Source organism: Bacillus sp. Marseille-Q1617, assembly GCF_903645295.1.
Lineage (GTDB): Bacteria > Bacillota > Bacilli > Bacillales > Bacillaceae_B > Rossellomorea.
On the sequence record NZ_CAHJXM010000002.1, the window covers coordinates 394,801 to 420,609 of the forward strand.

Genomic DNA, 25,809 nt, shown 5'->3' on the forward strand with positions numbered 1-25,809 from the left:
CTTATTCCAGGTGTCTTTTTATAAAAATCAAAGGGAGCATCTTGAATCTTTGTCCTTTAAACCATACAAATGCTGCTTGCTGTAATCAAATAATCGAAATAATGACACAAAATGCACTGAATGAACTATTGAAGTATGACTGATTTCGTTATATGTTTTTCTCGAGAGTATGCTGCTTAGTGAATATTACCACTAATAAACTCACTTTCAGGTTAGAGAATAAGACAGACAGGGTATATATGAAATGAAATTGTAAAAAAATTTTCATTTCTAAGAATGTATTTTGTGTTAAACTGATTTAGGAATTAATCAAGAAATCGAAGGAGTAAATATAATGGACATTACGCTACTATTGTCGGTACTAATATCTTTTGTCTCCGTCCTTATTGTCACTCCATGGGTTATAAAACTTGCTAAGCTCATCGGCGTGGTTGACCAGCCTGACCACCGGAAAGTGCACACCAAGGCAATGCCGAGAATGGGTGGACTTGCCATCTTTATCGGAGTCCTTGCCGGGTACTTTGCCTCCGGGGTGTATAAAGAACCGATTGCCTCTATTACATTAGGCGCTTTGGTGATCGTCGCTGTTGGTTTACTGGATGACAAGTTTGCACTGTCTCCGAAACTCAAACTGCTGGGTCAGCTGATTGCAGCCGGTATTGTGGTATATTCTGGATTAACTATTGAATTTTTATACATTCCATTTTTCGATCGTATCGATATTGGATTCCTGGCCATCCCCATGACCATATTATGGGTGATTGGAATTACCAATGCGATCAATTTGATTGATGGACTGGATGGACTCGCAGCCGGGATATCATCCATAAGTTTAGCTACAATAGCCTTCATGGCATTTATGAATGGGAAAGTCCTTATTTTGACACTTGCCTTGATTGTACTCGCAAGTGCAGTCGGTTTCCTTTTCTATAATTTTCATCCTGCAAAGATTTTCATGGGGGATACAGGATCGCTGTTTTTGGGTTACATGATCGCTGTATTATCTTTACTAGGACTTTATAAGAGTGTGACGCTTTTCAGTTTCGTTGTTCCCGTATTGATACTGGGTGTCCCATTATTTGATACAATCTTTGCTATTATCCGAAGGGTAGTCAATAAGAAACCGATATCAGCTCCGGATAAATCCCATTTGCATCATCGCCTGATCAGTTTGGGGTTTTCGCATAGAGAAACAGTGTTGATTATATACGCACTTGGATTATTCTTTAGTATATGTGCCATTATCTTTACTAAAGCTACTTTGTGGGGATCCGTTTTATTAATAGCGGCATTATTGATTACGATTCAGATGATTGCTGAGGTTATTGGCCTGGTAAATGAAAAACATAAACCTTTCTTAAGTTTCTATAAGAAAATCTTAGGACGTCAATAAGCTGTGGGAGCACTCCTGCAGCTTTTTATCTTATTTTCTAAGGAGATTTGCAATGAAACAAGTTCAAAGTCTTATTCTTCTCACAAGCCGGTTTCCTTATTCGCCGGGAGAAGAATTTATCTATAACGAAGTGAAGGTTCTGGCTGAGAAATTCGAGAAGGTCATCATTGTTCCTACGAATCAGGAGTGCTGGAATTTAGCCCGGCCGCATAAGAGGGATTTGCCTGGAAATGTAAATGTGGAAATTCTTAAAAGCCCCATTAGAAACCTAAAGTACAGAAAAATGCTGAATCTTATTAAAGGTTTTACTAATTCCCAGGTGCGTTCCTGGTATAAAAAGGATTTAAATAACGCCAGCAGATTTGGCTTAAAAGGAAAATTTAAGTTGTATAAATGGATTGTCGATGCCAATCAAATACAAAATCAATTAGGCTCAATCGAAAAAGCAGCAGATGGCAGCAGTATATACTACTCGTATTGGCTGACTCCTGCAGCGGCTTCCTTGGCTATGGAAAAAGAAAAACGGTCCATCAAAGCTGTATCAAGGGTTCATGGAGGAGATCTATATTCTGAAAGACACGCACTTCCTTATTTACCATTGCAGGAAGAGGTCATCCGCTCTTTGGATAAGACGTACAGCATCTCAAGCAATGGAAAACAATATTTAGCAAATAAATTCCCTGAGATTAATCAAAAAATTGAGGTTAGCCGTTTGGGTACAAAGGGAATAGAACATTCGTATGGAGAGGTTGAGCAAAAGTCTGACGAATTGAAACTAGTTTCGGTCTCCTATTTAAAATCGGTTAAGAGGGTGCATCTTATAGCAGAAGCAATCAAAAAGGCAGCTGTTCCCATTCACTGGATACATATCGGAGATGGACCGGAGAAAGAGAGAATCCAACACATCATTGAAGAATTTCCAGCACAATGTAAAGGAGAACTTGTTGGGAACTTTACAAATGATGAAGTCATTCAAACTCTGGGAAGCCAACCATTCGATTTGTTCTTGAATGTCAGTGAAAGTGAAGGGATTCCTGTGACGATCATGGAGGCGTTCAGTGCGAAGATTCCTGCCATAGCAACCAATGTGGGTGGCACAACCGAGGTAGTGAACGATAGAAATGGATGGCTTCTGGACAAGGACTTCGATCCAGCACAGATAACACAGATATTAAACGATGTATTTAAGCAGCCTGACCATTTGCTCACAAAGAGGGAAAAGGCTTATCGCACATGGAAGAAAGAATATTTCAGTGATGACAACTATGCGCGATTTGCAGAAAATCTACAGTCACTAGGAGCTTTATACGATCATGAATACTAAGGGTTCTTTTTTCTCAAACAGCTTAATCACATTGACGAGACAGGTGGCAAGTATTGTCATTGGTATCACGCTTATTTCGGTACTGGGTCGGACTCTCGGGAAGGAAGGATACGGTGAATACACTTTAATCACATATGTTCCTCTCATGATCATGACATTCCTGAATTTAGGGTTGAATTCCTCGACGATTTATTTTGTCAGCAGAGAAAAATACTCGTTAAGGGAAATCTTTAATACCAATGTCATAATGGCTGGTTTATTGTCTTTAACAGGAATACTTATCGGCACGATCGTCATGTTCATGTTTAAAGAATCTAAATTTGAAGAGTTGAACCTGGCACTGTTATTTGCAAGCTTGTTTGCTTTGCCATTTATGTTAGGGATGATCTTTTTACAAACGATTTTCCAGGGCCAGCAAAAATTCAAGACCTTTAATACCGCATTGTTGATTCAACAGATGGGTACCGTTGTGTCAGTATTGATATTAGTGTTTTTGATGGACTTGGGGCTTGAAGCTGCTGTGTTTTCTTTCGGGTTTGGATATTTCTGCAGTGTGACGTATTGTTTGATGAATTTGTTTCTTAAGGACAAGCTGAAGCTGGATCTCCACAGCTTTTCAAAAACTTATTTGAAAGAAGCGGTTTCTTACGGGATAAAGGCTCACATCAGTAACGTCATGACGTTTTTGAATTACCGACTGGATATTTTCCTTTTAGGATTTTTCTTAGGTAAGGGACCGGTAGGGGTATACTCTGCTGCTGTAAATATCGGTGAAAGGCTGTCGATCTTTTCACAATCCATCTCCAGTGTGCTGCTGCCAAGGATCTCATCGTCGACAGAAACCGTTGATCGAAACAAGATAACCGGCTTGGTTACAAGAATCATGACATTATTTATGATCCTTTTGGGTGTTGCTGTATTTGTATTATCCGATTTTATCTTTGATGTTCTCTTAAACAATGAGTACGAGAGCAGCTCGTTGATGCTTCAATTATTAATTCCGGGTATAGTTGTTCTGGCAGTAGAGAAACTATTATCAAATGATTTAGCAGGTCGCGGTAAACCAGAACTCAATATGTACGTATCAATCTTTAATGTAGTGTTAAATGTTATTCTTAACCTGATCCTCATCCCAACTATAGGAATGAAAGGGGCAGCCATTGCTTCTACCATTACTTATATTTTAAGTTTTGTGATAAAAGTGATAATATATTCTCGAGAAACGAAAGTGAAGCCTTTCAGTTTATTGATTCTGAGGAAGGCGGACATTATATTACTGAGGAATACTGCAAAAAAATTAACAAAGTCTTTTATGTAACCAAATTGAAAAATATTTATAACCCAAAATTCTATCATTTTGTGTATGATAGGTAGTGCGACCAATTGAGTATATTTGAGATAGGTGGTAATGGAATGATCAAGTTTGGCATAGTCGGTTGTGGGCATATTGCAAAGAAACATAGTACTGCAATCCAGGAAGCGGATGGAGCAGAACTAGCAGCGGTGTGTGACACTCAACCTGAAAGAGTAGAGATGTTTTCGAATGAATTTAATGTAAAAGGCTATACCAGCCTGGAGGAAATGTTGAATTCAGATATAGATGTGGTAAATATTTGTACCCCTAGCGGCTTCCATGCTGATATCGCGGTACAGATCGCAAAAGCGAATAAGCACGTAATCGTTGAAAAGCCAATTGCTCTCACGTTAGAAGATACGGACAAAATCATTACAGCTTGTGAAGAAAATAACGTGAAACTTGCAGTCGTGCATCCGAATAGATTCAGACCGGCATTTGTTGCCCTTAAAGAGCTCGTGCAAAGCGGCGTTTTCGGCAAGATCAGTCACTCCAATGCCACAGTGCGCTGGAACCGGAATCAGGAATATTACGACCAGGCGCCTTGGAGAGGAACCAAGTCACTGGATGGCGGGGTCCTAATGAATCAAGCGATTCATAATCTTGATCTTCTTATTTGGTTAATGGGAGATGTAAAAGAAGTCTACAGCATGGCTGCGACAAGATTGAGAAATATTGAAGCGGAAGATGTTTCGACAGGCCTTGCCCGCTTTGAAGACGGATCACTGGGTGTCATCGAAGCAGCTACTACAATCTATCCGAAGAATTTTGAAGAATCCATCACTATCTTTGGTGAAAAAGGCACAGTGAAGATCAGCGGACCTAATGCACTTCACATCGAACACCTTACAATCGAAGGGATGGACGAATCAGAAACGGAGCAATTAATCCAGAACATAAAAAATGACCCATGGGGCAAACCTGGACACCAGCGCATCATTGAAGATATGGTTGAAGCGATCAAAGAGGACCGCGAACCGGTAGTTACAGGATTGGATGGCCGAAAAGCTCTGGAATTAGTCATCTCTTTATATGAATCAGCTGAACACAATAAACCAATTATTCTTAATTAAGGATGGGATCAACAATGGAAACGACCTTATCAGCACAAGCTCAAAATCTTTTTGATAAAATTACAAACAAAGAAGCGACAATCGGTGTAGTAGGTCTGGGTTACGTAGGCTTACCGCTTGCTGTTGAGAAAGCAAAAGCCGGCTATAACGTGATTGGATTCGATGTCCAGCAAAAACGTGTAGACATGGTGAATGACGGCATCAACTACATTGGAGATGTCGTTGACGAAGAACTTGCAGAAATAATCAAGGATAAGAAACTTCTAGCAACAACAGATTATTCTATGATCCAGGAAGTAGATGCAGTAGCGATTTGTGTCCCTACCCCATTGGATATGTATCAGCAGCCGGATACTTCTTATGTTGAGAGTTCCGGTAAGGAAATTGCTAAATTCATGCGACCTGGAATGCTGATTGTACTAGAAAGCACGACTTATCCTGGTACGACTGAGGAAATCCTTAAGCCGATCCTTGAAGGAACAGGTTTAAAAACAGGGGAAGATTTCTTCCTTGCATATTCTCCTGAACGTGTGGATCCGGGTAATAAAGATTTCAATACAAAGAATACACCTAAAGTGGTTGGCGGTATAACACCTAACTGTACAAAAGTAGCTGCTGAATTATATAAGAGTGTTCTTGAAGGCGATGTACACGAAGTATCTTCACCTGCAGTTGCTGAAATGGAGAAAATCCTTGAAAATACATTCCGTCATATCAACATTGCGCTTGCAAATGAAATGGCCGTACTTTGCAACCGTATGGGGATCGATGTATGGGAAGTCATTGATGCTGCAGCAACAAAGCCATATGGTTTCATGCCGTTCTATCCTGGTCCTGGACTGGGCGGACACTGTATCCCTATCGACCCATTCTACTTAACGTGGAAAGCAAGGGAGTACAAATATCATACGAAGCTGATTGAACTTGCCGGTGAAATCAATAATGCGATGCCGGAGTATGTAGTCAGCCGAAGTATGCAAATCCTGAATAAAAATCAAAGATCACTTAACGGAGCTAAAGTACTTGTGTTAGGTGTTGCTTATAAGAAAGACATTGATGATGTACGTGAATCCCCTGCATTGGATATTTTAAGTGAAATGAGTAAGGAAGGTGCTGACTTCACTGTTGTAGATCCACATGTGAAGCAGTTCCGATTAAACGGTCAAGTTATTGAGCCTGTTGATTTGACTGAAGAAGCACTTGTGAATGCAGATCTTGTCCTGATTACGACTGACCATAGCAGCTTTGATTACAAAATGATTGCTGAGAAATCCCCGGTCATCTTTGATACAAGAAATGCGATGAAGAATTATCGTGACGACATAAAAAATTATTATCGTCTATAAACCACAGTGAAAAGAGTCCTATCCGGACTCTTTTTACCAGTGTTCTCCGAAAGAGGGATCTAACTTGAAAGTTTGTCATTTAACTTCTGTACATCCAACTGAAGATATTCGAATTTTTGTAAAAGAATGTTCTTATCTGAGCGAAGCGGGATTTGACGTAAGCTTAGTAGTCGGAAACAGTGAAACATATACGAAGAATGGTGTAGACATCATAGGGGCGCCAGTACAATCATCTAATCGTTACCTTAGAATGATTAAGGGTCCTCAGAGTGTTTATAAAAAAGCATTGGAAGTGGATGCGGACGTATATCACTTCCATGATCCCGAACTGCTTCCAGTCGGATTGCTCTTGAAATCCAAAGGCAAGAAAGTGATTTACGACGTACATGAGGATGTACCGCAGCAAGTACTTTCGAAACAATGGATTCCGAAGCCGCTGAGAAAGCTAGTATCCAAAATGGTAGAAGGGCTGGAAAGGTACGCTTCCAATAGATTCGATGCGGTGGTGACAGCTACCCCGACAATCAATGAACGGTTCCTTACATATCAACAGAACTCCGTTACCATTCATAACTTTCCGATTATGAATGAATTAATAGGAGAGGGTTCTGGTGATACAGTAAAACCAATGGATTTGAACAAAATAGTATACATCGGAGGAATAACAAGACTGCGGGGAATAGAAGAGATGGTCCGAGCAATGGAGGAGTTGAACAAAGAACCAACTTCTGACGTCACTCTTCATTTAGCCGGGGCGTTTGCGCCTCCTTCCCTTCAGAAGGAAATGGAACAATTAGAAGGGTGGAATCATGTCAACTTCGAGGGATATCTGAACAGAAAAGAAGTATCGAACTTATTGAATACTTCTTCAGTAGGATTAGTCATTCTACATCCTGAACCACGCTATGTTGTTTCTTACCCGATAAAATTATTTGAATACATGTCTGCCGGACTGCCTGTTATCGCAAGTGACTTCCCGCTTTGGCGGGGAATCGTAGACGATGCCCAATGCGGAATCTGTGTGGATCCCATGAGTCCCAAAGAAATTGCAGATGCAGTGAGTTATCTTTTAACCCACAAGGAAGAGGCAAGGAAAATGGGTCAGAATGGGCGGAAGGCAATCATGAATAAATATAACTGGGAACAGGAAAGTGTCCGGTTAGTTGAGCTTTATAAGAGTTTATAATGGCTTTAAAGGGTGAAAATTGTTGAAAATTTGGATACTCAATGCAGTAGCATTAAAACCTAATGAAACAGGGATAACACGACATTATGACTTATCTAAGCATATGGCGGATCAAGGTCATGACATCACCATATTCGCCAGCAGTTTCTTAGTTTACCTATTTAAATGGCGGGACCCTAAAAAAAAGAATTACTCAGAGAATGTAAATGGCGTCCTATTCGAATGGGTATGGACGCTCCCTTATAACGGGAACGGTCCTAAGAGACTCTTGAATATGATGAGCTATATGCTGACAGCCGTTAAAAGAGGAATGAAGAAAAAAGAGAAACCTGATGTGATTGTAGGTTCCTCCGTCCATCTGTTTGCTTGTTTGGCTGCTTACATTTTAAGCAAGCTGAAGGGTGCAACGTTCATAGTGGAGATTCGTGATCTGTGGCCAAAGACATTGATTGATTTTGGAGCCTTTTCCAAGAATCATCCCGTAGCTCTATTGTTCGGATGGATTGAAAGATTTGTTTATAAAAAGTCTGAGAAGATTATTGTGACACTTCCCGGGGCTTATAAATATATTACTTCCCTGGGAATCCCAAAAAATAAAATCGTTTATATCCCTAATGGAATCGATATGGACAAGATTCATGAATTGGAAAATAAGGCATCCCTTGAACCGGCATTGGAGAAGATAAGAGAAAATTATTCTCATATTGCCATGTATTTAGGGTCTCACGGAGTGGCTAATTCATTGGAAACGATCGTAAAAGCAGCTTCTGAATTGCCAAGAAAAGATACAGCATTTGTATTTGTTGGAGAAGGTCCTGAAAAAGGGAACTTAAAAAAACAAGCTCAAACGCTTGGTCTGGACAATGTATTTTTCATGGACGGAATACCTAAGAGAGAAGTGCTGTCCACATTGAACCTTGCCGATGTATTAATGGTTTCGATGCTTGATACGAATCTATATCAATATGGAATCAGCTTAAATAAACTGAATGATTATCTGCTTTCAGGAAAGCCAATCATCTTCTCCGGCCGGGTATTCAATGATATCGTCGCAAATGCAGAGGCAGGGATCACGGTCACTCCTGAAGAACCGGAAGAGTTTGCAAAAGGGTTGGAGTCTTTATTAAACTTAACAAGTGAAGAGAAACAAGCGATAAAGCTGAATGGCTACCGTTATTTGGACGAACACCACAATATTGAAAAGCTCTCAGATCAATTTCTCTCGGTTTGTAAGCAAAATCATTTTAATAACAAGGAGAATGCCCAATGAAAGTACCTATGTTAGATTTAACTGAACAATATCAAAATTTAAAAGAAGAAATTCATACAGCAATGGAAGAAGTCATGTCCAAAGCACATTTTATCCTTGGGCAGAATGTAAAGGATTTAGAAGCTTCGGTAGCAGAGTACAGCAATGCGAAACATGGAATCGGGGTTGCAAACGGATCTGATGCCCTGAATATCTCCATTCTGGGATTAGAAATCGGACCTGGTGATGAAGTCATCGTTCCATCCTTTACTTTCTTCGCGACAGCTGGAGCAGTTGCCAGAGCGGGAGCGACACCAGTATTTGTTGATATTGATCCTAAGACATATAATATCGATCCTGAAAAAATTGAAGCTGCAATCACACCTAAGACAAAAGCAATCATCCCTGTTCACCTTTATGGCCAAATGGCTGATATGGAAAAAATCAAGGAAGTTGCAGATAAGCATAATATCGCCATCATCGAGGATGCCGCGCAAGCCATCGGTTCCCTTTACAAAGGCAAGAAAGTAGGAGAACTTGGCACCACTGCATGCTACAGCTTCTTCCCTACAAAGAACCTTGGTGCATATGGGGATGCAGGTATGATCATTACCAGCGACGACGAAGTCGGTGAACGTATGCGTGTGCTTCGTGTACACGGCAGTAAGCCAAAGTACTATCACCATGTGCTGGGTTACAACAGTCGTCTTGATGAACTTCAAGCTGCCATCCTGAATGTAAAGTTCAAGCATTTAGATGACTGGAGCGATCAAAGACGTGAAAATGCTTATTATTACAATGAATTACTCAACAAAGAACTGAGTGATATAGTGGTTACTCCTTATGAAGAGGAATTCAACCATCATGTGTATCACCAGTACACAATCAGAGTGCCGAAACGTGATGAGTTACAGGCGTATCTGAAAGAACAAGGTGTCGCGACTATGATTTATTATCCACAGCCGCTTCACTTACAGCCTGTGTTCAAAGAGTTAGGTTTCAAAGAAGGAGACCTTCCTGAAACGGAAAAAGCGGCAGCAGAAGCGATTTCTTTACCGATGTTCCCTGAGTTAACAAGAGAGCAGCAGGAATATGTAGTGGCTAATATCAAAGAGTTCTACAAAGGATAAAGGGGAAATACAATGAAGCCTTTAAAAATAGGACAGAATGTTGTGATTGAAGACGGTGTGGAATTTGGAGAGAACGTGTCAGTTGGGCACAATGTCATCATTTATGCCGGTTCCAAAATAGGAAACAATGTCATGATCCAAGATAACGTGGTCATCGGAAAGCAGCCGGCCCGTGCGAAGAATTCAATTCTTCCTGAAGTGAAGAAGCTTCCGCCGGCCATTATCGGGGACGGGACTACTTTAGGTACATCTTCCATTATTTATGCAAACGCAGAACTTGGGGAAGAAGTGTTTGTTGCAGACCTGGCAACCGTAAGAGAAAGAGTGACAATCGGCAGGCAGACAATCGTAGGACGCGGAGTATCCGTTGAAAATGACTGTACAGTGGGCCAGAAGTGCAAGCTGGAAACAAACTGCTATATCACAGCTTATTCCACCCTTGGCGATTATGTTTTTGTCGCTCCTTACGTTGTCACAACCAACGATAACTATATGGCCCGTTCTAAAGAAAGATATGATAAATTTAAAGGTGTCACAGTCAAAAAAGGCGGAAGAATTGGAGCAAATGCGTTAATCCTTCCAGGTAAAGTCATCCACGAAGATGGAACAGTGGCTGCAGGAAGCATCGTATCAAGGGATGTCGAACAAGAAACACTGGTTGTGGGTTCACCTGCCAAGCCTCTCCGCAAGGTTCCAGATGATCAACTGCTAAGAAATCAATAATCTTGTTAGAGGCTGTTTCATACAGCCTCTAATTATTAGGTGATGCTCATATGAATACATATTTGAAATCAAAATATAATATCGGGTTCGTTTTAGGGGGAGCCACCCTTCTCCTCTTTTACCTGGCTGCCATGCAAAAAGGGATTAATCCTCGTAATCTCTTTGTCCTCACTTTTGGGGGAGTAATCGGTCTTTTAGGATTGATCTTCATTTGGCATAAATGGTGGAAAGGGGCACATAGATTTCACGTTGCGGTAAGTTTATTAATCATCTCCTCCTTTATAGGCGCAGCTGTTCCTTTGTTCAAGGTCGCCGGATTTACCATCTATCCTTTTCGGATCTTACTCGGCCTCTGTGTTTTTATGTTGGCAGGATTTTTCTATTACCGGAATCAAACAATTATACATTCCCTGAAATCCCTTAAAGATAACTCTTATACATATCTAGGGTTATTTTGGATTTTTTATGCTGTCCTGTCACTTGCCTGGTCGGTTAATACAATGAACACGATTCAGGATATTATCTTTCTCCTGAGCGGGTTACTGACCATCTACTTCATCCTTCTTGTCTATAAGAATAAGAAGGATTATGAAGAATTATTCTTTTATTGGATTGTGATGTCTCTATTACTCATTGCGATCGGACTCATTAATCATTTTCTTCAAATTCATCTGCCTGTATCAAGAATAAATACAGTTGCTCAATATCAGAAGCATATCCCTACAGCAGTATTTACCAATGAGAATGACTTTGCCAGCTTCTTGGCAATTGCGAGTTTCTTCTTTCTATCTTTACTTAAAAACGGTAAAGTCCTTCTCTATAAAGCAGTTGGTGCTACTGGATTTCTTCTTTCTATCTACTTGATCGGTGCAGCTTCATCCCGGGCCAATTATATTGCCATTGCCATTGGTCTGGTTGTATGGTTTATCTTTGTGTTAAAGCCCCTTCAGCGGCTTAAGATGGTGATCATAGGTACCCTCTTATCCGCACCTGTTTTCATTTTTATGGCTGAGAGAGTGGCTGCAGGCATGGAGATTGTAATTGGTATAATCCGAACCTTGCTTCCAGCAGAAGGGCAGGAAGATTCCATCAGTATTAGAGAGAACCTCTTGAAGAATGTAAAGGTCTTTGTGGAGAATACGTATGGATTCGGTGTAGGTCCAGGAAACATTGAATTATATATGAAGAAATTCCAGTTCTACAACACTTTCGGAGATTACAACGTTCATAATTGGTGGGCGGAAATTCTTGTTCACTACGGTGTTTTAACATTTACCGGATATGTCGTATTATTAGTGTACTTATTTGTGCAGCTAATTAAAATTGTAAAGAAGTGTACACTCCGAAGTGAACGGATGATGGCCGAATCACTATTATGCGGACTTAGTGCATTTGCGTTGGCCAGCATAAGTCCCAATTCTTTCATGGCTCTTCATTATAATTGGCTGTTTATTGGTGTTTGTATTGGGTTTGTTTATATGAAAACGAAAGGTGAAGATGTACGTGCTAAAACAAATGGGTTTGTCAATCATTCACAGACTTAGACGATTTTTTATTCTGCTTTTGATCATACCGCTTATTACTGCTGGAGTTGCTTTCTTTATGGAGATGGGAAAAGAAACTACTTACACTGCCAGTGTTCCGTTTGAGTTAGGGAATTTTGAAAATGAAAAGCTGACGGGTAAAAGTACAGTTAAAGACTACTTTCAAAAGAGTGAATATCTTCAGGATGTAATAAAAGCTACTAATTTAGACTATTCCATTGAAGAAATAAAGAACGGATTGATAATAGAAGAAGGTGGCGATCATATCATCGTCTTTAAACATACTTCTGCTAACAAGCAAAAATCTGAAGAAATTGTTCAAGCGATATCTGACCACTTTTTAGAAATATCTGAAGAAAAGTATGATGAAAAATTATCATTATTAAAAGAGTATGTAGAAAAAATTGAAAAAACAGAAGCCGCAAGGGGTTACCTGGTAGAAGAAGAATTTGAGTTTAAAAAAGACAATGAAATGACGATTACTAATATCAGGGAAACCAAACCTCTAGAAAAAGTTGCTTCGGAAGCATCCTATAAAAACCCTCTAAAAAGAGCAGTATTTGGATTTTTAGTAGGTGCTATGCTAAGCCTATTCCTCCTCATTGTCCCTGAACTCTTTAAAGAATATAGAGATTAAACAAGAAAAAAGTGAACTATCAGATGATTGATAGTTCACTTTTTTTCTTTAGTATGAAGTTTCCTCGTTTTCAGCTGTATTTTCAGGTTCGGTATAATCTAAGTGATTTTGCAGTTCTTCTTTAATCTCTTCAGTTCTTTCCTCATCCGGAATAAAGTAATAGACACCACTATAGTATTGGTCGGCACCGCTGAATTCTATCTGTTCAAGGGACGACTTCGAGAAGTCATTATATTTTTGAACAAAGGCCAAACCTTCCTTGATTTTCATGTTCGTTTCGATATTATCTCCAACTTCTTCAGCCAAATCGTCTGCCTTTAAGAACGTTTTAGGAGATAACACTTTATCCATGAGGCTTGTTACAATTTGTCTCTGTCTTTCATTACGGCCGAAGTCCCCGCGGGGATCTTTTTTACGCATCCTGGCATAAACCAACGCTTCTTCGCCATTCAGCTTTTGCTTACCTTCTTTAAAGGTGAACTTTTCCCAGTCCTTATTAATATCATAGAAATCAAAAGGAACGTCAACGGTGACGCCGCCCACTTCATCAATGATATTTTTGAAGCCGTCGAAATTCACTGTTACATAATAATCAATTGGTATATCCAAGAAGTCCTCTACTGTATCTATAACGAGCTCTTTGCCGCCATAGGAGAAGGAATGGTTGATTTTGTTCTCTTCATAACCTGGAATATCCACTAACGTGTCCCTGGGGATACTGACGAGTTTCATCGTTTGATCCTTGGGATTAAAAGTGGCTACCATGATGGTATCAGATCTTCCCTGATCGTATTCATCCGAGTAATCCTCGACTCCAAGTAAAAGCACGGAGAAGGGGTCGTCAGAAACATAGACCTGTTCATCACGCATCTTGGATTTCTCACCGCGTTCTATTTCCTTGTATGTCCCATCCAAAGCTGAATAGGATTTGTATGCCATTAAACTCAATCCTGCAGTCGTAATGATAAGGAATAAAGTAACAATCGATAGTATGATTCTTTTTCTTCTTTTTCTTCGGATCGTCCTTCGATGCCGAAGTCTCTCCTGATTGAAGTCCTGCATTCATATCATCCTTTTAGTTTTATCCACTATTCATTATAAACGATAGGGAAAGGATTTAAAATAATAAGTATTATTACGATTCAGTTACTCTTAGGTGGTAATTGCATTAAAAGTCTCTTCTTTGTACCACAATTTGTTATTGTGCTGAAGTTTCCAGGTATTCCACTTCGCCTTCTGTGATGTCTCCCTGGCCGTTTGTGAGTTCCGTCATCCAGTCGATAAACTGCTGCTTAGCGGCTTCTTCTACGTAGATCTCTACTTCCACCGCTTCGAGATAGTGGATGTCTTTCAGCTGGTAATGTGATGAACGCACTTCATTTTCCACTTTCCCCAGCCATGTATAGTCTATTTTGGTTTTCATAATGCGCATGAGCTTTCTTTCGACAATTCCTGTAGCGTTTAGGCCTTCGGAAACCGCTTTTCCATATGCGCGGATGAGACCGCCTGCACCCAGCTTGATGCCCCCGAAATAACGCGTGACAACCACAACGGTGTCTTTCAAGTCGCGCTTTTTTAATACCTCTAGCATAGGTACTCCTGCTGTCCCGCTCGGTTCTCCGTCATCATTCGCTTTCTGGATCAGATTGTTTTCCCCGATCATATAAGCAGAGCAATTATGGTTCGCGTCATAGTGTTTTTTCTTTATGGAGGCAATGAAGGCTTGAGCTTCTTCTTCGGTTTCTGCACGATTTACATAGGCAATAAATCGTGACCGTTCGATATTGATTTCATTTTCTCCATATCCTTTGACGGTATTATAGTGGTGTAACAAATTTCATTCTCCTCTCAATAAAGATGTTTAGTCTATATGTAATTAGGGTATATACAATAGGTTTTATTTCTCTTCTTACTATAAAGGACTTAGAGCAAAATTGCACAGAACCTTATAATTCGACAAGGAAATAATTGGTTCTACATGAAATAATGGTAATACAATGTAACGAAACTTTAATCTCCGACAATATGTGACATGGTATAATTGACGCTGAAAGTAATACTTCTTGTGTTCCTAACTTATGTTCGTAGGTGAATGGTCTCTTTATGAATCACCTTGCGAATTCAATGTGAAATACCGGAAAAACCCTTATATAGAAGTATTGCCGAGAAATATGCCTAGATGAATAAAGGAGATTTGTGATTACGCATTGAATTTCTAATAGGTATATTTTATAAATGAGATTATAGGTAGTTGGACATGTAAGGACTTTCAACAGCCGGATATAATAATCGATTTCTTATTATAGAAGAATAATACCTTGTGAATATCAGCAAAAATTCTTTCTGGGTGTAAATGCATCGTGGGAACCAAAAGAGGGGTGTACCGTGTCACTAAAAAAAATTAACACCAAGCTGCTGGATGTCATTCTTGAGAAAATGGTGGATACGGTCGACCAAAGTAAGGATGAAATCTTCCAGATCGGTGAACAATGCCGAAATGATTTTGAAGAACTGACAAGTGAATTAGCAGAAGTAAAGGAAATGGTCATCAAGGTCATTGATGAAGGGGATGAATTGACCCAGAAATCAAGACATGCCAGACTGCGGCTTTCTGAAGTGAGCAAGCATTTCCAGACTTACTCAGAGACCCAGGTCAGGGAAGCGTATGAAGTTGCTCATGACCTGCAAGTGAAAATCTCGATTAACAGACAGCTCGAAAAACAGCTGCGTGACCGCCGCGATGAGCTTCAAAGACGTTTACAGTCTTTGGGGGACACGATCGATCGTGCCGAACATCTGTGCACGCAGATATCCGTTGTCCTTAATTACCTCAATAGTGATTTGCGACAAGTGAATGAAGCTCTGGAAGATGCGAAACAGCGTCAGGATTTTGGACTGCAGATCATTGAAGCACAAGAGGAAGAACGGAAGCGTTTATCCCGTGAAATCCATGACGGTCCTGCGCAGATGATGGCCAATGTCCTGATGCGATCTGATTTGATCGACCGGGTATACAGGGAAAAAGGCTCGGATGAAGCGATCAAAGAAATCCGCGACTTGAAAAAGATGGTTCGGTCCGCATTATATGAGGTCCGCCGCATCATCTACGATCTCAGACCGATGGCGCTCGATGATCTTGGTTTGATTCCTACCCTCAGAAAATACTTAAGCACAATCGAAGAGTATAACCATGGGACTAGTATTCAATTCGTGAACATTGGCCTAGATGTAAGGCTTCCATCAAAATACGAAGTAGCCTTGTTCCGATTGGTACAGGAATGTGTGCAGAATGCATTGAAGCATGCTGAATCATCGCATATCCAAGTTAAAGTAGAAGTAAAGAAAGATAATATAACAGTTGTCGTTAAAGACAACGGCAAAGGGTTCGATATAGAAGCTCAAAAAACAGGATCCTTTGGCATCATGGGGATGAAAGAACGTGTCGACCTTCTCGAAGGAGACATCACGATTGACTCAACAATAGGGGCAGGAACCGTAGTTATCATTGGAGTTCCGCTCAATAAGTAAATTTTTTCGAAGGATTAGGGAGGCGAATGACATGGCAACAAATATTGTTATCATTGACGATCACCAGTTATTCAGAGAAGGAGTAAAACGTATCTTGGAATTTGAACCTTCTTTCAACGTAGTGGCTGAAGGGGACGATGGTTCGGAAGCCATGAACCTGGTTGAATCCCACGAACCTGATGTGGTACTGATGGATATCAACATGCCGGAAACAAATGGAGTGGAAGCCACTCGTGAACTGATGAACAAATATCCTGACACAAAGGTCATCATCCTGTCCATTCATGATGACGAAAACTATGTTAACCACGCATTGAAAACTGGAGCATTAGGTTACCTACTGAAAGAAATGGATTCTGAAGCTTTAATTGATGCAGTTAAAGTGGTTGCAGAAGGTGGTTCTTATGTTCATCCTAAAGTGACTCATAACCTTGTAGCAGAATACAAGCGCCTGGCAAATGCTCAAAACTCCGGTGGATTCCAGCAGTCCGAAGTTCGCCGCCCGTTGCATTTATTAACCCGCCGCGAATGCGAAGTTCTTCAAATGCTTGCTGACGGAAAAAGCAACCGTGGCATCGGTGAGGCACTGTACATCAGTGAAAAAACCGTTAAGAACCACGTAAGTAATATTCTTCAGAAAATGAATGTAAATGACCGTACTCAGGCTGTTGTCACAGCGATTAAGAATGGCTGGGTTGAGGTGCGATAAGTAGAAGACAGGTAGTAATTTGTTGTTAGGAAAGCAGCCCTTTTTTATGATGGAGGGCTGTTTTTTATAGGAAATAGGGTGATGGTTTTAAGACTGGCTCGAATGAGACAGGTGGTGCCAGGCACCAACCAACCTCACAAAAAATCCACTCTCCAACAAGGAAGTGGATTACATTAATGCTTCCGTCTCGCAAAATCCACAAAACGAAACTTATCCAGCCTGTGCCGTGACTCCGTATACTCAAACAGTGTAGCATCCTTCAAATGTACATAATTCTTCACGACGACCACATGATCATATCCATCCAAGTCAAGATACCTGCGATCCTCATCCGTACATTCTTCCACCACTATTTCCTTTTTTGCAAAATCGATTGGAAGTTCCAGATCATTTTCCAGATACTCATAGATGGAATTCTCACAGATTTCCTTTGTCAGCAGCGGAACCTCCGACTTCAGGAAATACGACTTGTCTAATATGATCTTCTCGCCCTGTATCTGGCGGGAGCGCACGACACTCCAAATTTCCGTTTTGTCTTGTACTTCAAAGATGGAAGAGAGGCTGCTGCCTGCATTCACGAGGCCGAACTCATGAACGGTAGTTTCTATATCTTCCCGTCCCATCGAGGACTGCAGCTCCTTAAAACTCACCAATCCTGAAATCGGGAAATCCATCCGCGATACATCAAGGACAAGGGACCCCTTTCCGCGCAGCTTCTGTATTAGTCCTTTTTGAGCCAGTAGTGTAAGCGCTTTCCTTATGGTCTCGCGAGAAGTAGAATAGATGACAGCCAGTTCGTTCTCTGATGGGAGAATGGTATTCGTATTGTAGGTCCCATCCTGGATTTTTTTAGACAGGTCTTCAAAAATTTGTTTGTATTTATTACTTTTCGTCATAGTATCACCATCTATTATTTTACCATAACATCGCGTGAAAATGAGATTGAACTTGAGTGTTGTGAATATTTTCAATAGAATGGAGATAGCGCAAATTTTAGAAAAGGGTGAAGAGTATTGTCGACACAACATTGGAAGAAAATCATGCTGGGAATTGGAATGAGTACGCTGTTATTGGGCGCTTGCGGAGGAGAAGAGGAAGCAAAGGAAGGTAAGAAGGATACAGAAGAGGTACAGCCGAATGAGGATCCGAAGAAAGATCCTGCTACGGATGAAGCAGCTTCTCTTACACAGATGACAGAGATCGTGGAAGATGCCGGCGCTTTAAAAGAAGCGGAAAACATTCCTGCCGAGGAAAAAACGGCTATCACTGAAGCCTTTAATCAATATATCGATTCTTTCAACGCTGAGGATTTCGAATCCTATATGAGTGTCATTTCAAAGACACCGGTGAATTTCAAGTATGAAGATGAAGAGCGTTATGTGAAGCAGATCTTTGATTCCGTTGATTCCAAGCGTACGGTGGAAAATGTGAAAATCATCAACTATGCCGGGAAGAAAGCAGATGTCTATGCTGAAATTCAGGCGACGACAAAGGATCCAAACAGCGATAAAGAAGTAACACGTTCAGGAAAGCAAGTAACCGTGTTTCATAAGAAAGAAGAGGGATGGAAGGTAGCGGCTATTTTCTTCCTGGCGAGTGAAGAGGATCAAGAGTAGGAATAATGAAAATAGACTGCTGCAGCAGTCTATTTTTTATGTATTTAATCATCATCATTCTTATGTGCTTCGGCGGTATATAGATTAAATAATTCATCCAGCTCCTCACTCAGCCTGAGGGTGACAGGATGGGTGAAGCCATTGACAAGAGCGAAGGATTGTAGCTCAGAACGCTTCTTTTCCATTTCGTACATGATGCTCTGCAGTTGATTGGTAGATGGCATAGAATCCCTCCTCCTCATGTTGTGTCTATATTATGACATATTTCTCGGGAAATGTGTCGAAATTGCTATAAATTGTTTTACAGTTTTTTGTATAGAATATTTTGCTTGTAAAATAATTCTGTTTATTAGACGTTTTTGTATAAATGAAAGTTTTATAGAAGGAACAACTATTGTCTGGTGAGCTACATAAGTTTTGTTGAATGATTAAAGTCCCTTTGCTAAATAATCTCACAAAAAAAGTACCTGCAAATGTGCAGGTACCCCTGAAAGTTACTTCGTTAAACGGAAGACGACAGACTCATATGGACGGAGTGTGAATTCTTTATATTGATTCGCCGTGGCTTCATAGTTCGATAATAGTATTTCACTGGTCCAGCCCTCGACATCCACTTCAGATGGAAGGGTGAACTTTGCTTCTTTTTCATAGAAATTATTCACCACGAGCAGTTTCTCGCCCTCACCGTTGCGTGCATATGCAAAAATCTCCGGATCATCTTCAAGGATCAGTTGATAATCGCCATGGACAATGATGTCGTGTTCTTTCCGCAGGTTGTTGAGCTTCTGATAGTGATAGAAGACAGAGTTTTCGTCTTCTAACGCGCTTTCCACGTTGATTTCTTTGTAGTTCTTCGCAACTGGGATCCAAGGTGTTCCTGAAGTGAATCCGCTGTTTTCCTCTGCGTTCCATTGAACAGGTGTTCTTGAGTTGTCACGTGATTTGTGACGAAGGATCTCAAGGATTTCTTCCTCGGATCTGCCTTCCTCTTTTAAGATATTGAAGATGTTGATCGATTCGACATCTCGATATTCGTCGATGCTTGTGAATTTCGGGTTGGTCATCCCTATTTCTTCACCTTGGTAGATGTAAGGTGTACCCTGCATCATATGGATCGTTGTAGCAAGCATCTTAGCTGACTCGGTGCGATACTCTCCGTCGTTGCCGTATCGGGACACGATACGCGGCTGGTCGTGGTTGCACCAGAAAAGCGCGTTCCAGCCTCCGCCTTTGTGCATTTCACTTTGCCATGTCGACAGGATGTCTTTTAATTTTAGGAAATCGAAGTCGGCAACCGACCATTTCTCGCCGTTCGGGTAGTCCACTTTAAGATGGTGGAAGTTGAACGTCATGCTGAGCTCATTGCGGTTAGGATTAGAGTACTTGATGCAGTTGTCGATTGTGGTGGAAGACATTTCCCCGACTGTCATGATGTCGTACTTCGAAAATACTTCTTTATTCATTTCCTGCATGTACTCGTGAACTTTCGGACCGTCCGTGTAAAATTTGCGTCCGTCCCCTGGTGCCACTGATCCATCATCGTCTGGGAAATCTTGATCCTTAGAGATAAGGTTGATGACGTCCAGGCGGAAGCCGTCGACGCCTTTTTTCAGCCAGAAGTGCATCATGTCGTACAGCTTTGTGCGGACTTCATCGTTTTCCCAGTTCAGGTCAGCTTGTGTCACGTCAAAGAGGTGAAGGTAGTACTGGCCGGTTTCTTCATCATACTGCCATGCGTTACCGCCGAACTTGGACTGCCAGTTAGTCGGCTCAGAGCCGTCCGGTTTGCCGTCTTTCCAGATGTAGAAGTCGCGGTATTCGTTGTCTTTTGATTTGCGTGATTCGATGAACCACTGGTTTTCGGTTGATGTATGGTTGATGACGATGTCCATGATGATTTTGATGCCGCGTTTGTGTGCTTCTTCGAGCAGTTCATCGAAGTCTTCCATTGTGCCGTATTCTTCATGGATGTTGAAGTAGTCGCTGATGTCGTAGCCGTTGTCGCGCTGGGGGGATTTGTAGATTGGTGTAAGCCATACGACGTCTATGCCCAGCTTCTTTAGGTAGTCGAGTTTTTGTGTGATTCCTTTGATGTCGCCGACGCCGTTGCCGGATGTGTCGTTGAAGCTTTTCGGGTAGATTTGATAGACGACTGAGTTTTTCCACCATGGTTGTTTCATTTTTATTCGCACCTTTCATAACTTAGTTAGAAGTCCTAAAGCCGCTTTTGATTTCCGTGGGAGACTTCGCTTTCCGCGGGCGGGCGGTGAGCCTCCTCGGCTTCGCCTGCGGGGTCTCACCAGCACCGCTTTTCCCGCAGGAGTCTGCGTCTCCCACTCCAATCAAAAGCTGGAACAGGCTATTATTCTGTTTTTTAAAAGTAGATAGGAGGTCCACCAAATGTCTGGTCCTCATCAAATCACTAATTTTGAAATGTAAAAAAGAAAAAAAGAGGGGAGGACCGTCAGTGAAGTCTATTATTTCACTGCAGATCATCTCGCCCCCTCATTTTAACTTGTATATACAAGTTCGTCTACTGTTATCTCTATTTTAACTTTATGAAGGCCCGTCCCTCGCCGCGGTAACGTATTACCGGGGCGGGGGTCTGACCCCACCAAAGCTTTCTTTACACTGGCTTACTCTTACTAAACCTTGACCAAATCATTGTTAACACAAACGGAACAACAATTGAAATGGCCATTCCGATAAAGAATGGGATCCAGTATTCCGGGATGATGGAAAGGAATCCAGGCAGTCCACCGACACCGATGGAGAATGCTTTGGTCCCTGTCATCGCAAGCAGCACGCCGCCGATAGCTGATCCGATCAACGCTGAGATGAATGGATAGCGGTATCGGAGGTTGACCCCGAACATCGCAGGCTCAGTGATTCCAAGATATGCTGAAATGGCTGAAGTACCGGCGAGGCCGCGCAGTTTTTCATTTTCTTTCTTGGCCACGAACATCATTGCAAGTGCAGCTGAACCTTGAGCGATATTGGACAGCGCAAGGATCGGCCATAGGAATGTTCCGCCCTGACTTCCGACTAGCTGAAGGTCGACTGCAAGGAAGGTGTGGTGCATACCTGTGATAACCATAACTGCGTAAAGACCACCGTATAGTAATCCACCTAACCAGGAAACAGAATCGAATACCCACACCACGCCGTCAGTCAATAGATTACCTATGAAGAATGTTACAGGGCCGATTAAGATAAATGATGCAAAACCAGTGATCAACAGTGCCACAGGTGCAACCACAAGCAATTTAATCGAATCATGGACCCGTTTATCCAGGAACATTTCAATCTTTGCTAACAGGTAGGATGCGAAGAGGATCGGCAATACCTGCCCCTGATAACCAATCTTATCGATTTCAAGACCGAAGAGATTCCATGTCGGGATTTCATCAGCTTTACCGTAATCCCAGGCGTTCATCAAATCAGGATGTACTAAGATAAGTCCTAAAACGATACCTAGTAACGGACTTCCGCCGAAACGCTTAACCGCTGACCAACCAATTAACCCAGGTAAGAACACGAAGGCCGTATTGGCAATCAGGTTGATGATACTTGCAAGATCCGCCCATTGTGGATGAACATCAATCACAGATTGTTCGTCATAAAAAATGCCGGGGCCCGTCAAGATATTATTAAGACCCATCAGTAAACCGGCCGTAACGATCGCCGGCAGGATCGGAATGAAGATGTCAGCCAACGTCTTGATCGCACGCTGCAATGGATTCAGGTTCTGAGTCGCAGCATCTTTGACATCCTGCTTTGATGCCTGCTCGATACCTGTTTCTTCTGCTAAAATTTGATACGCTTTATTTACCAAGCCTTGTCCAATGACGACTTGGAACTGTCCGTTAGATGAGAATGATCCTTTAACGATATCAATCTCTTCCAACCGCTCTTTGTCTACTTTCTTCTCATCCTTCAACACTAATCGAAGGCGTGTCACACAGTGAGTGGCCGTCTGGATATTCTCCTTACCGCCAATCGCTTCAATTATCTCGCGAACGGATTCTTTGCTCACGCTCATGAAATTCCCTCCCTGGTATTTCGGCAGGTGACAGGCACCTCCCGTAAATTGTCGAAAGCTGTCATGTACCCGCTTTCAATTCTATTAATGGAATTCCCCTAAATAGTTTGAGAAAAACGTTTCCATTTTATGCTTTTTCAAGAAGAGAAACGCTTACATTTGTTAGGGTTCTTGTTGTATATACAAGATATACTTTTATTCTATTCATGTATATACAAGTTGTCAATAAAAAAAGGGCAGCGTTTTCATAAATGTTGATTTTTGTCGAATGGATAATTAATAATAGCTTTTGTACAATGTAGAATCAGAAAGGCGCTAGATAGAAATACACGAAAAGTGTAATAGTTATCTATAAAGTCAGTTAATTGATAAATATGGAATTAAACCCACTATATAACACATGTGTGCCAAATCCATTAATACTGGGCATTCACCCTATATATTCAGTAATTACCATAATAAACCTCTTAAAATATGAATCTTCTTCTTTCATAATGGAAAAGCAAGAAAATTTTACATGAAAAAGGAGAACTATCTTTTGAAGAAAACGATTATTGCTGTTACAACTGCTGCTCTTGTCTCGTCACTTGCTGCTACATCTGTTGGTGCCGCTTCTTATCGCGTGAAATCCGGTGATTCACTTTCTGTGATTGCCTATAAATATGATACATCTGTTTCAAACTTAAAAAGCTGGAACGATTTAACGTCAGATACCATCTATGTTGATCAAGTTTTAGAGGTTTCTGCTTCATCATCGACTACAGCGAAAACATATAGAGTTCAATCTGGGGATTATTTGTCCAAGATCGGTCAGAAATTTGATGTGTATGTTGCAGAGCTGAAAGAATGGAATAATCTTAACAGCGATGTGATTCATCCCGGGCAGGTGCTTAACATTTCTGCACCAGGCAGCACAACAACGCAGCCTAAGCCAACGACTGGTACAGGCAGTTACACTGTCCAGTCAGGTGACACACTTTCACATATCGCTGTGCGATACAGCGTAAGTGTACCCCAAATCAAATCCTGGAACGGGTTAAAATCTGACACTATTTATGTGGGGCAAAAACTATCCATTGGTACCACTACCCAAACGAAAGAAGATTCAAACCAATCTTCAAACGTAGTGGATGTCGCGAAGAAATACATTGGGACTCCATACGCATGGGGCGGAACGTCACCAAGCGGATTTGATTGCAGCGGATTTATCTATTATGTATTCAATCAAGCAGGAATAAAGATCTCTCGTACGAACACGGGTGGCTACTACAGCAAATCAACTGCCATCTCCAACCCTAAACCGGGTGATTTGGTCTTCTTTAAGAACACTTATAAAGCAGGCATCAGCCACATGGGCATCTATCTTGGAAATGGTGAATTCATACACGCATCCGATAGCGGAGTCGAGGTGTCCAAGTTAAGCAACGCTTACTGGTCACCTAAATTTGCGGGATATAGAACGTTTTAATTCTTCGTTTCGAATCTAGATTAATTAAGTTGGCGCACCTAGCAAGAAGCTGAGTGCGCCGGCTTTTTTTGTATGTTCACCTGCTGGATTTTTTCGCCAGGTGATTTCATCATCGATTTCATCTGGAGAGTACGGCTGATTATCTCCTCACTTAAAAACAAAGCCCGAGTCAAAAAGACCCGGGCTCTTTCTTATACTAATTTTTTAATGTAACCGCCTCATAAGCAGTCTCTTTCCTTTCAAACTTCACATACATCCAGCCTCCAAGGACCACACAGGGAACAACCACTGCAGCCATCCCAAGAAAGGCAGCCCCGGGGGAATAATCATACAAGAACCCGCCAATAAACGTCAGGACAGCTGTGCTCAATCCCATTCCGAGCGAGGTATACACGCCTTGAGCAGCAGGGATATCCTTGCTGTCAAGCTCCTCATAAATCAACCTCATGAATGCATAATGAGTCAGTCCGAAGGTTAATGCGTGAAAGACCTGGGTAAAGATAAACACAGGCACACTTGGGAAAAGGAATAGTAACGTCCAACGTACCAAGGCTGCTCCGGCAGCAAGGGTGAACATCAATGATATACTTTTTCCCTTAAGCAATCGGTCTGAATACGCAAAGAAAAGAATTTCAGACAATACGGCAATATTTAAAATGACACCGATATACAAATTGCTCACATGAAGCTCCTGCAAATAAAGCACACCATAATTATAATAAGCGGCATGCGCCCCTTGAATGAAGACCACAATTACCATCGACCAGATGAACTTTGGTGACTGAAGAAGTCCTCTATAAGAAAGCCTTTCCTGTCCTCGGGTCTGGTTCATTGACTTGGGGAGCTTCGTTAAAGAAGTCAGCAGAATGACTACGACACCCGAGAAGAGTAAATAAAGAATCGCACCCTCAGAATAAATGGAAGTAATCAGCCCGACTGCCAGAAGTGCGGCGGTATATCCAATCGATCCCCATGAACGGCTTTTCCCGTAATCCACTTGTTCTTCCTTCATCATTACAGCCGCCATGCTTTCCACCATTGGGAGAAGCATCGGATAGATCAGGCTGAATAACACCATACATGTCAAAATGAATCCAAATGAATTCATAGGTAGAAATAGTACTAATGAAACTCCGGAGAAGACAACGAGCCATCGTGACAATTTTCCAAGTGCGAACTTCTGGCTCAGCTTAGGAAAAAGGAAAAAACTCGAAAACGAGCGGGCGATCATCCCAGCTGCGATCAACGTGCTAGCAGCTGAAATCGAGAAACCCTTGCTTCCCACCAGCCAAGCCGTCCAATACGGAATGAAGATCCCCCAGGTGAAAAAGATGGCAAAAAACTGAACAGACAACCAAGTTTGATTCTTCAAATCGTGATAAACTCCTTTTTTATAATAGAACCTTCAATTAGGTTTTGTGTTTACAAACAAGTAGATATTATATAGAACTCAAGCTCCATAAACAAGCTACTTAGCAACTATAGTA

The 25,809-nt window shown here is 41.4% G+C and carries 23 protein-coding genes; 15 read left to right on the plus strand and 8 right to left on the minus strand.

Annotated features, from left to right (window positions below):
- Positions 1–334 precede the first annotated feature (334 nt).
- The 11 genes from HWX64_RS13510 (at position 335) to HWX64_RS13560 (ending at position 12,959) form a co-directional block, all read left to right on the plus strand.
- Positions 335–1,393 (plus strand): glycosyltransferase family 4 protein, encoded by a 1,059-nt coding sequence (locus HWX64_RS13510; RefSeq protein WP_175990071.1) that lies wholly within the window; start codon positions 335–337, stop codon positions 1,391–1,393.
- Positions 1,394–1,445: 52 nt separating this feature from the next.
- Entirely contained in the window at positions 1,446–2,717 is a 1,272-nt protein-coding gene (locus HWX64_RS13515) for a glycosyltransferase (protein ID WP_175990072.1), read from the plus strand.
- Complete coding sequence (locus HWX64_RS13520; protein ID WP_175990073.1) at positions 2,707–4,035, plus strand: flippase; 1,329 nt, start codon at positions 2,707–2,709, stop codon at positions 4,033–4,035. Before HWX64_RS13515 ends, HWX64_RS13520 begins: the two co-directional genes overlap by 11 nt.
- Positions 4,036–4,130: 95 nt before the next feature.
- Complete coding sequence (locus tag HWX64_RS13525) at positions 4,131–5,144, plus strand: Gfo/Idh/MocA family protein (RefSeq protein ID WP_175990074.1); 1,014 nt, start codon at positions 4,131–4,133, stop codon at positions 5,142–5,144.
- Positions 5,145–5,158: 14 nt separating this feature from the next.
- Complete coding sequence (locus HWX64_RS13530; protein ID WP_254871151.1) at positions 5,159–6,490, plus strand: nucleotide sugar dehydrogenase; 1,332 nt, start codon at positions 5,159–5,161, stop codon at positions 6,488–6,490.
- Positions 6,491–6,554: 64 nt separating this feature from the next.
- Positions 6,555–7,676, plus strand: coding sequence for a glycosyltransferase family 4 protein (locus HWX64_RS13535; RefSeq protein ID WP_175990076.1), 1,122 nt, complete (start codon positions 6,555–6,557; stop codon positions 7,674–7,676).
- A 22-nt stretch (positions 7,677–7,698) separates the two neighbouring features.
- The gene (locus HWX64_RS13540; RefSeq protein WP_175990077.1) at positions 7,699–8,946 is read left to right on the plus strand and encodes a glycosyltransferase family 4 protein; all 1,248 of its coding nucleotides are present in this window, start codon (positions 7,699–7,701) and stop codon (positions 8,944–8,946) included.
- Entirely contained in the window at positions 8,943–10,055 is a 1,113-nt protein-coding gene (locus HWX64_RS13545; RefSeq protein WP_175990078.1) for a DegT/DnrJ/EryC1/StrS aminotransferase family protein, read from the plus strand. Before HWX64_RS13540 ends, HWX64_RS13545 begins: the two co-directional genes overlap by 4 nt.
- Before the next feature lie 12 nt (positions 10,056–10,067).
- Positions 10,068–10,778, plus strand: coding sequence for an acyltransferase (locus HWX64_RS13550; protein ID WP_175990079.1), 711 nt, complete (start codon positions 10,068–10,070; stop codon positions 10,776–10,778).
- 50 nt (positions 10,779–10,828) lie between these two features.
- Positions 10,829–12,322, plus strand: coding sequence for an O-antigen ligase family protein (locus HWX64_RS13555; RefSeq protein ID WP_175990080.1), 1,494 nt, complete (start codon positions 10,829–10,831; stop codon positions 12,320–12,322).
- On the plus strand, positions 12,282–12,959 hold the full coding sequence (locus HWX64_RS13560; protein ID WP_175990081.1) for a hypothetical protein: 678 nt from the start codon (positions 12,282–12,284) through the stop codon (positions 12,957–12,959). The genes HWX64_RS13555 and HWX64_RS13560 overlap by 41 nt, the downstream gene beginning before the upstream one ends.
- A 48-nt stretch (positions 12,960–13,007) precedes the next feature.
- Here the strand turns inward: HWX64_RS13560 and HWX64_RS13565 are convergent, their stop codons facing one another.
- Complete coding sequence (locus tag HWX64_RS13565; protein ID WP_175990082.1) at positions 13,008–14,021, minus strand: LCP family protein; 1,014 nt, start codon at positions 14,019–14,021, stop codon at positions 13,008–13,010.
- A 136-nt stretch (positions 14,022–14,157) separates the two neighbouring features.
- On the minus strand, positions 14,158–14,793 hold the full coding sequence (locus HWX64_RS13570) for a YigZ family protein (RefSeq protein WP_175990083.1): 636 nt from the start codon (positions 14,791–14,793) through the stop codon (positions 14,158–14,160).
- Between the two features lie 551 nt (positions 14,794–15,344).
- On the opposite strand from HWX64_RS13570, the gene HWX64_RS13575 reads away from it, so the two are divergent.
- Both HWX64_RS13575 and HWX64_RS13580 read left to right on the plus strand, forming a co-directional pair.
- Positions 15,345–16,487 carry a sensor histidine kinase gene (locus HWX64_RS13575; protein WP_175990084.1) on the plus strand — a complete coding sequence of 381 codons (1,143 nt, stop codon included), beginning with the start codon at positions 15,345–15,347 and terminating at the stop codon, positions 16,485–16,487.
- 31 nt (positions 16,488–16,518) lie between these two features.
- Entirely contained in the window at positions 16,519–17,196 is a 678-nt protein-coding gene (locus HWX64_RS13580; RefSeq protein WP_175990085.1) for a response regulator transcription factor, read from the plus strand.
- Between the two features lie 173 nt (positions 17,197–17,369).
- Here the strand turns inward: HWX64_RS13580 and treR are convergent, their stop codons facing one another.
- Positions 17,370–18,092 carry a trehalose operon repressor gene (treR, locus tag HWX64_RS13585; RefSeq protein WP_175990086.1) on the minus strand — a complete coding sequence of 241 codons (723 nt, stop codon included), beginning with the start codon at positions 18,090–18,092 and terminating at the stop codon, positions 17,370–17,372.
- Between the two features lie 117 nt (positions 18,093–18,209).
- Here treR and HWX64_RS13590 point away from each other — a divergent pair, with 117 nt between their 5' ends.
- The gene (locus tag HWX64_RS13590) at positions 18,210–18,812 is read left to right on the plus strand and encodes a hypothetical protein (protein ID WP_175990087.1); all 603 of its coding nucleotides are present in this window, start codon (positions 18,210–18,212) and stop codon (positions 18,810–18,812) included.
- Between the two features lie 44 nt (positions 18,813–18,856).
- On the opposite strand, the gene HWX64_RS13595 is transcribed toward HWX64_RS13590, so the two are convergent.
- From HWX64_RS13595 to treP, 4 genes are all read right to left on the minus strand, one after another.
- Complete coding sequence (locus tag HWX64_RS13595) at positions 18,857–19,036, minus strand: aspartyl-phosphate phosphatase Spo0E family protein (protein ID WP_175990088.1); 180 nt, start codon at positions 19,034–19,036, stop codon at positions 18,857–18,859.
- 270 nt (positions 19,037–19,306) lie between these two features.
- The gene (gene treC, locus HWX64_RS13600) at positions 19,307–20,992 is read right to left on the minus strand and encodes an alpha,alpha-phosphotrehalase (protein ID WP_175990089.1); all 1,686 of its coding nucleotides are present in this window, start codon (positions 20,990–20,992) and stop codon (positions 19,307–19,309) included.
- A gap of 22 nt (positions 20,993–21,014) precedes the next feature.
- Positions 21,015–21,308 (minus strand): hypothetical protein, encoded by a 294-nt coding sequence (locus HWX64_RS13605; RefSeq protein WP_175989743.1) that lies wholly within the window; start codon positions 21,306–21,308, stop codon positions 21,015–21,017.
- A 130-nt stretch (positions 21,309–21,438) separates the two neighbouring features.
- A complete protein-coding gene (treP, locus tag HWX64_RS13610) occupies positions 21,439–22,854 on the minus strand; it encodes a PTS system trehalose-specific EIIBC component (RefSeq protein ID WP_175990090.1) in 1,416 nt (471 codons plus the stop codon).
- A 538-nt stretch (positions 22,855–23,392) separates the two neighbouring features.
- Here treP and HWX64_RS13615 point away from each other — a divergent pair.
- On the plus strand, positions 23,393–24,322 hold the full coding sequence (locus HWX64_RS13615; RefSeq protein ID WP_254871152.1) for a LysM peptidoglycan-binding domain-containing protein: 930 nt from the start codon (positions 23,393–23,395) through the stop codon (positions 24,320–24,322).
- A 196-nt stretch (positions 24,323–24,518) separates the two neighbouring features.
- Here HWX64_RS13615 and HWX64_RS13620 read toward each other — a convergent pair whose 3' ends face one another.
- Positions 24,519–25,694 carry a 3-phenylpropionate MFS transporter gene (locus tag HWX64_RS13620; protein ID WP_175990092.1) on the minus strand — a complete coding sequence of 392 codons (1,176 nt, stop codon included), beginning with the start codon at positions 25,692–25,694 and terminating at the stop codon, positions 24,519–24,521.
- Positions 25,695–25,809 lie beyond the last annotated feature (115 nt).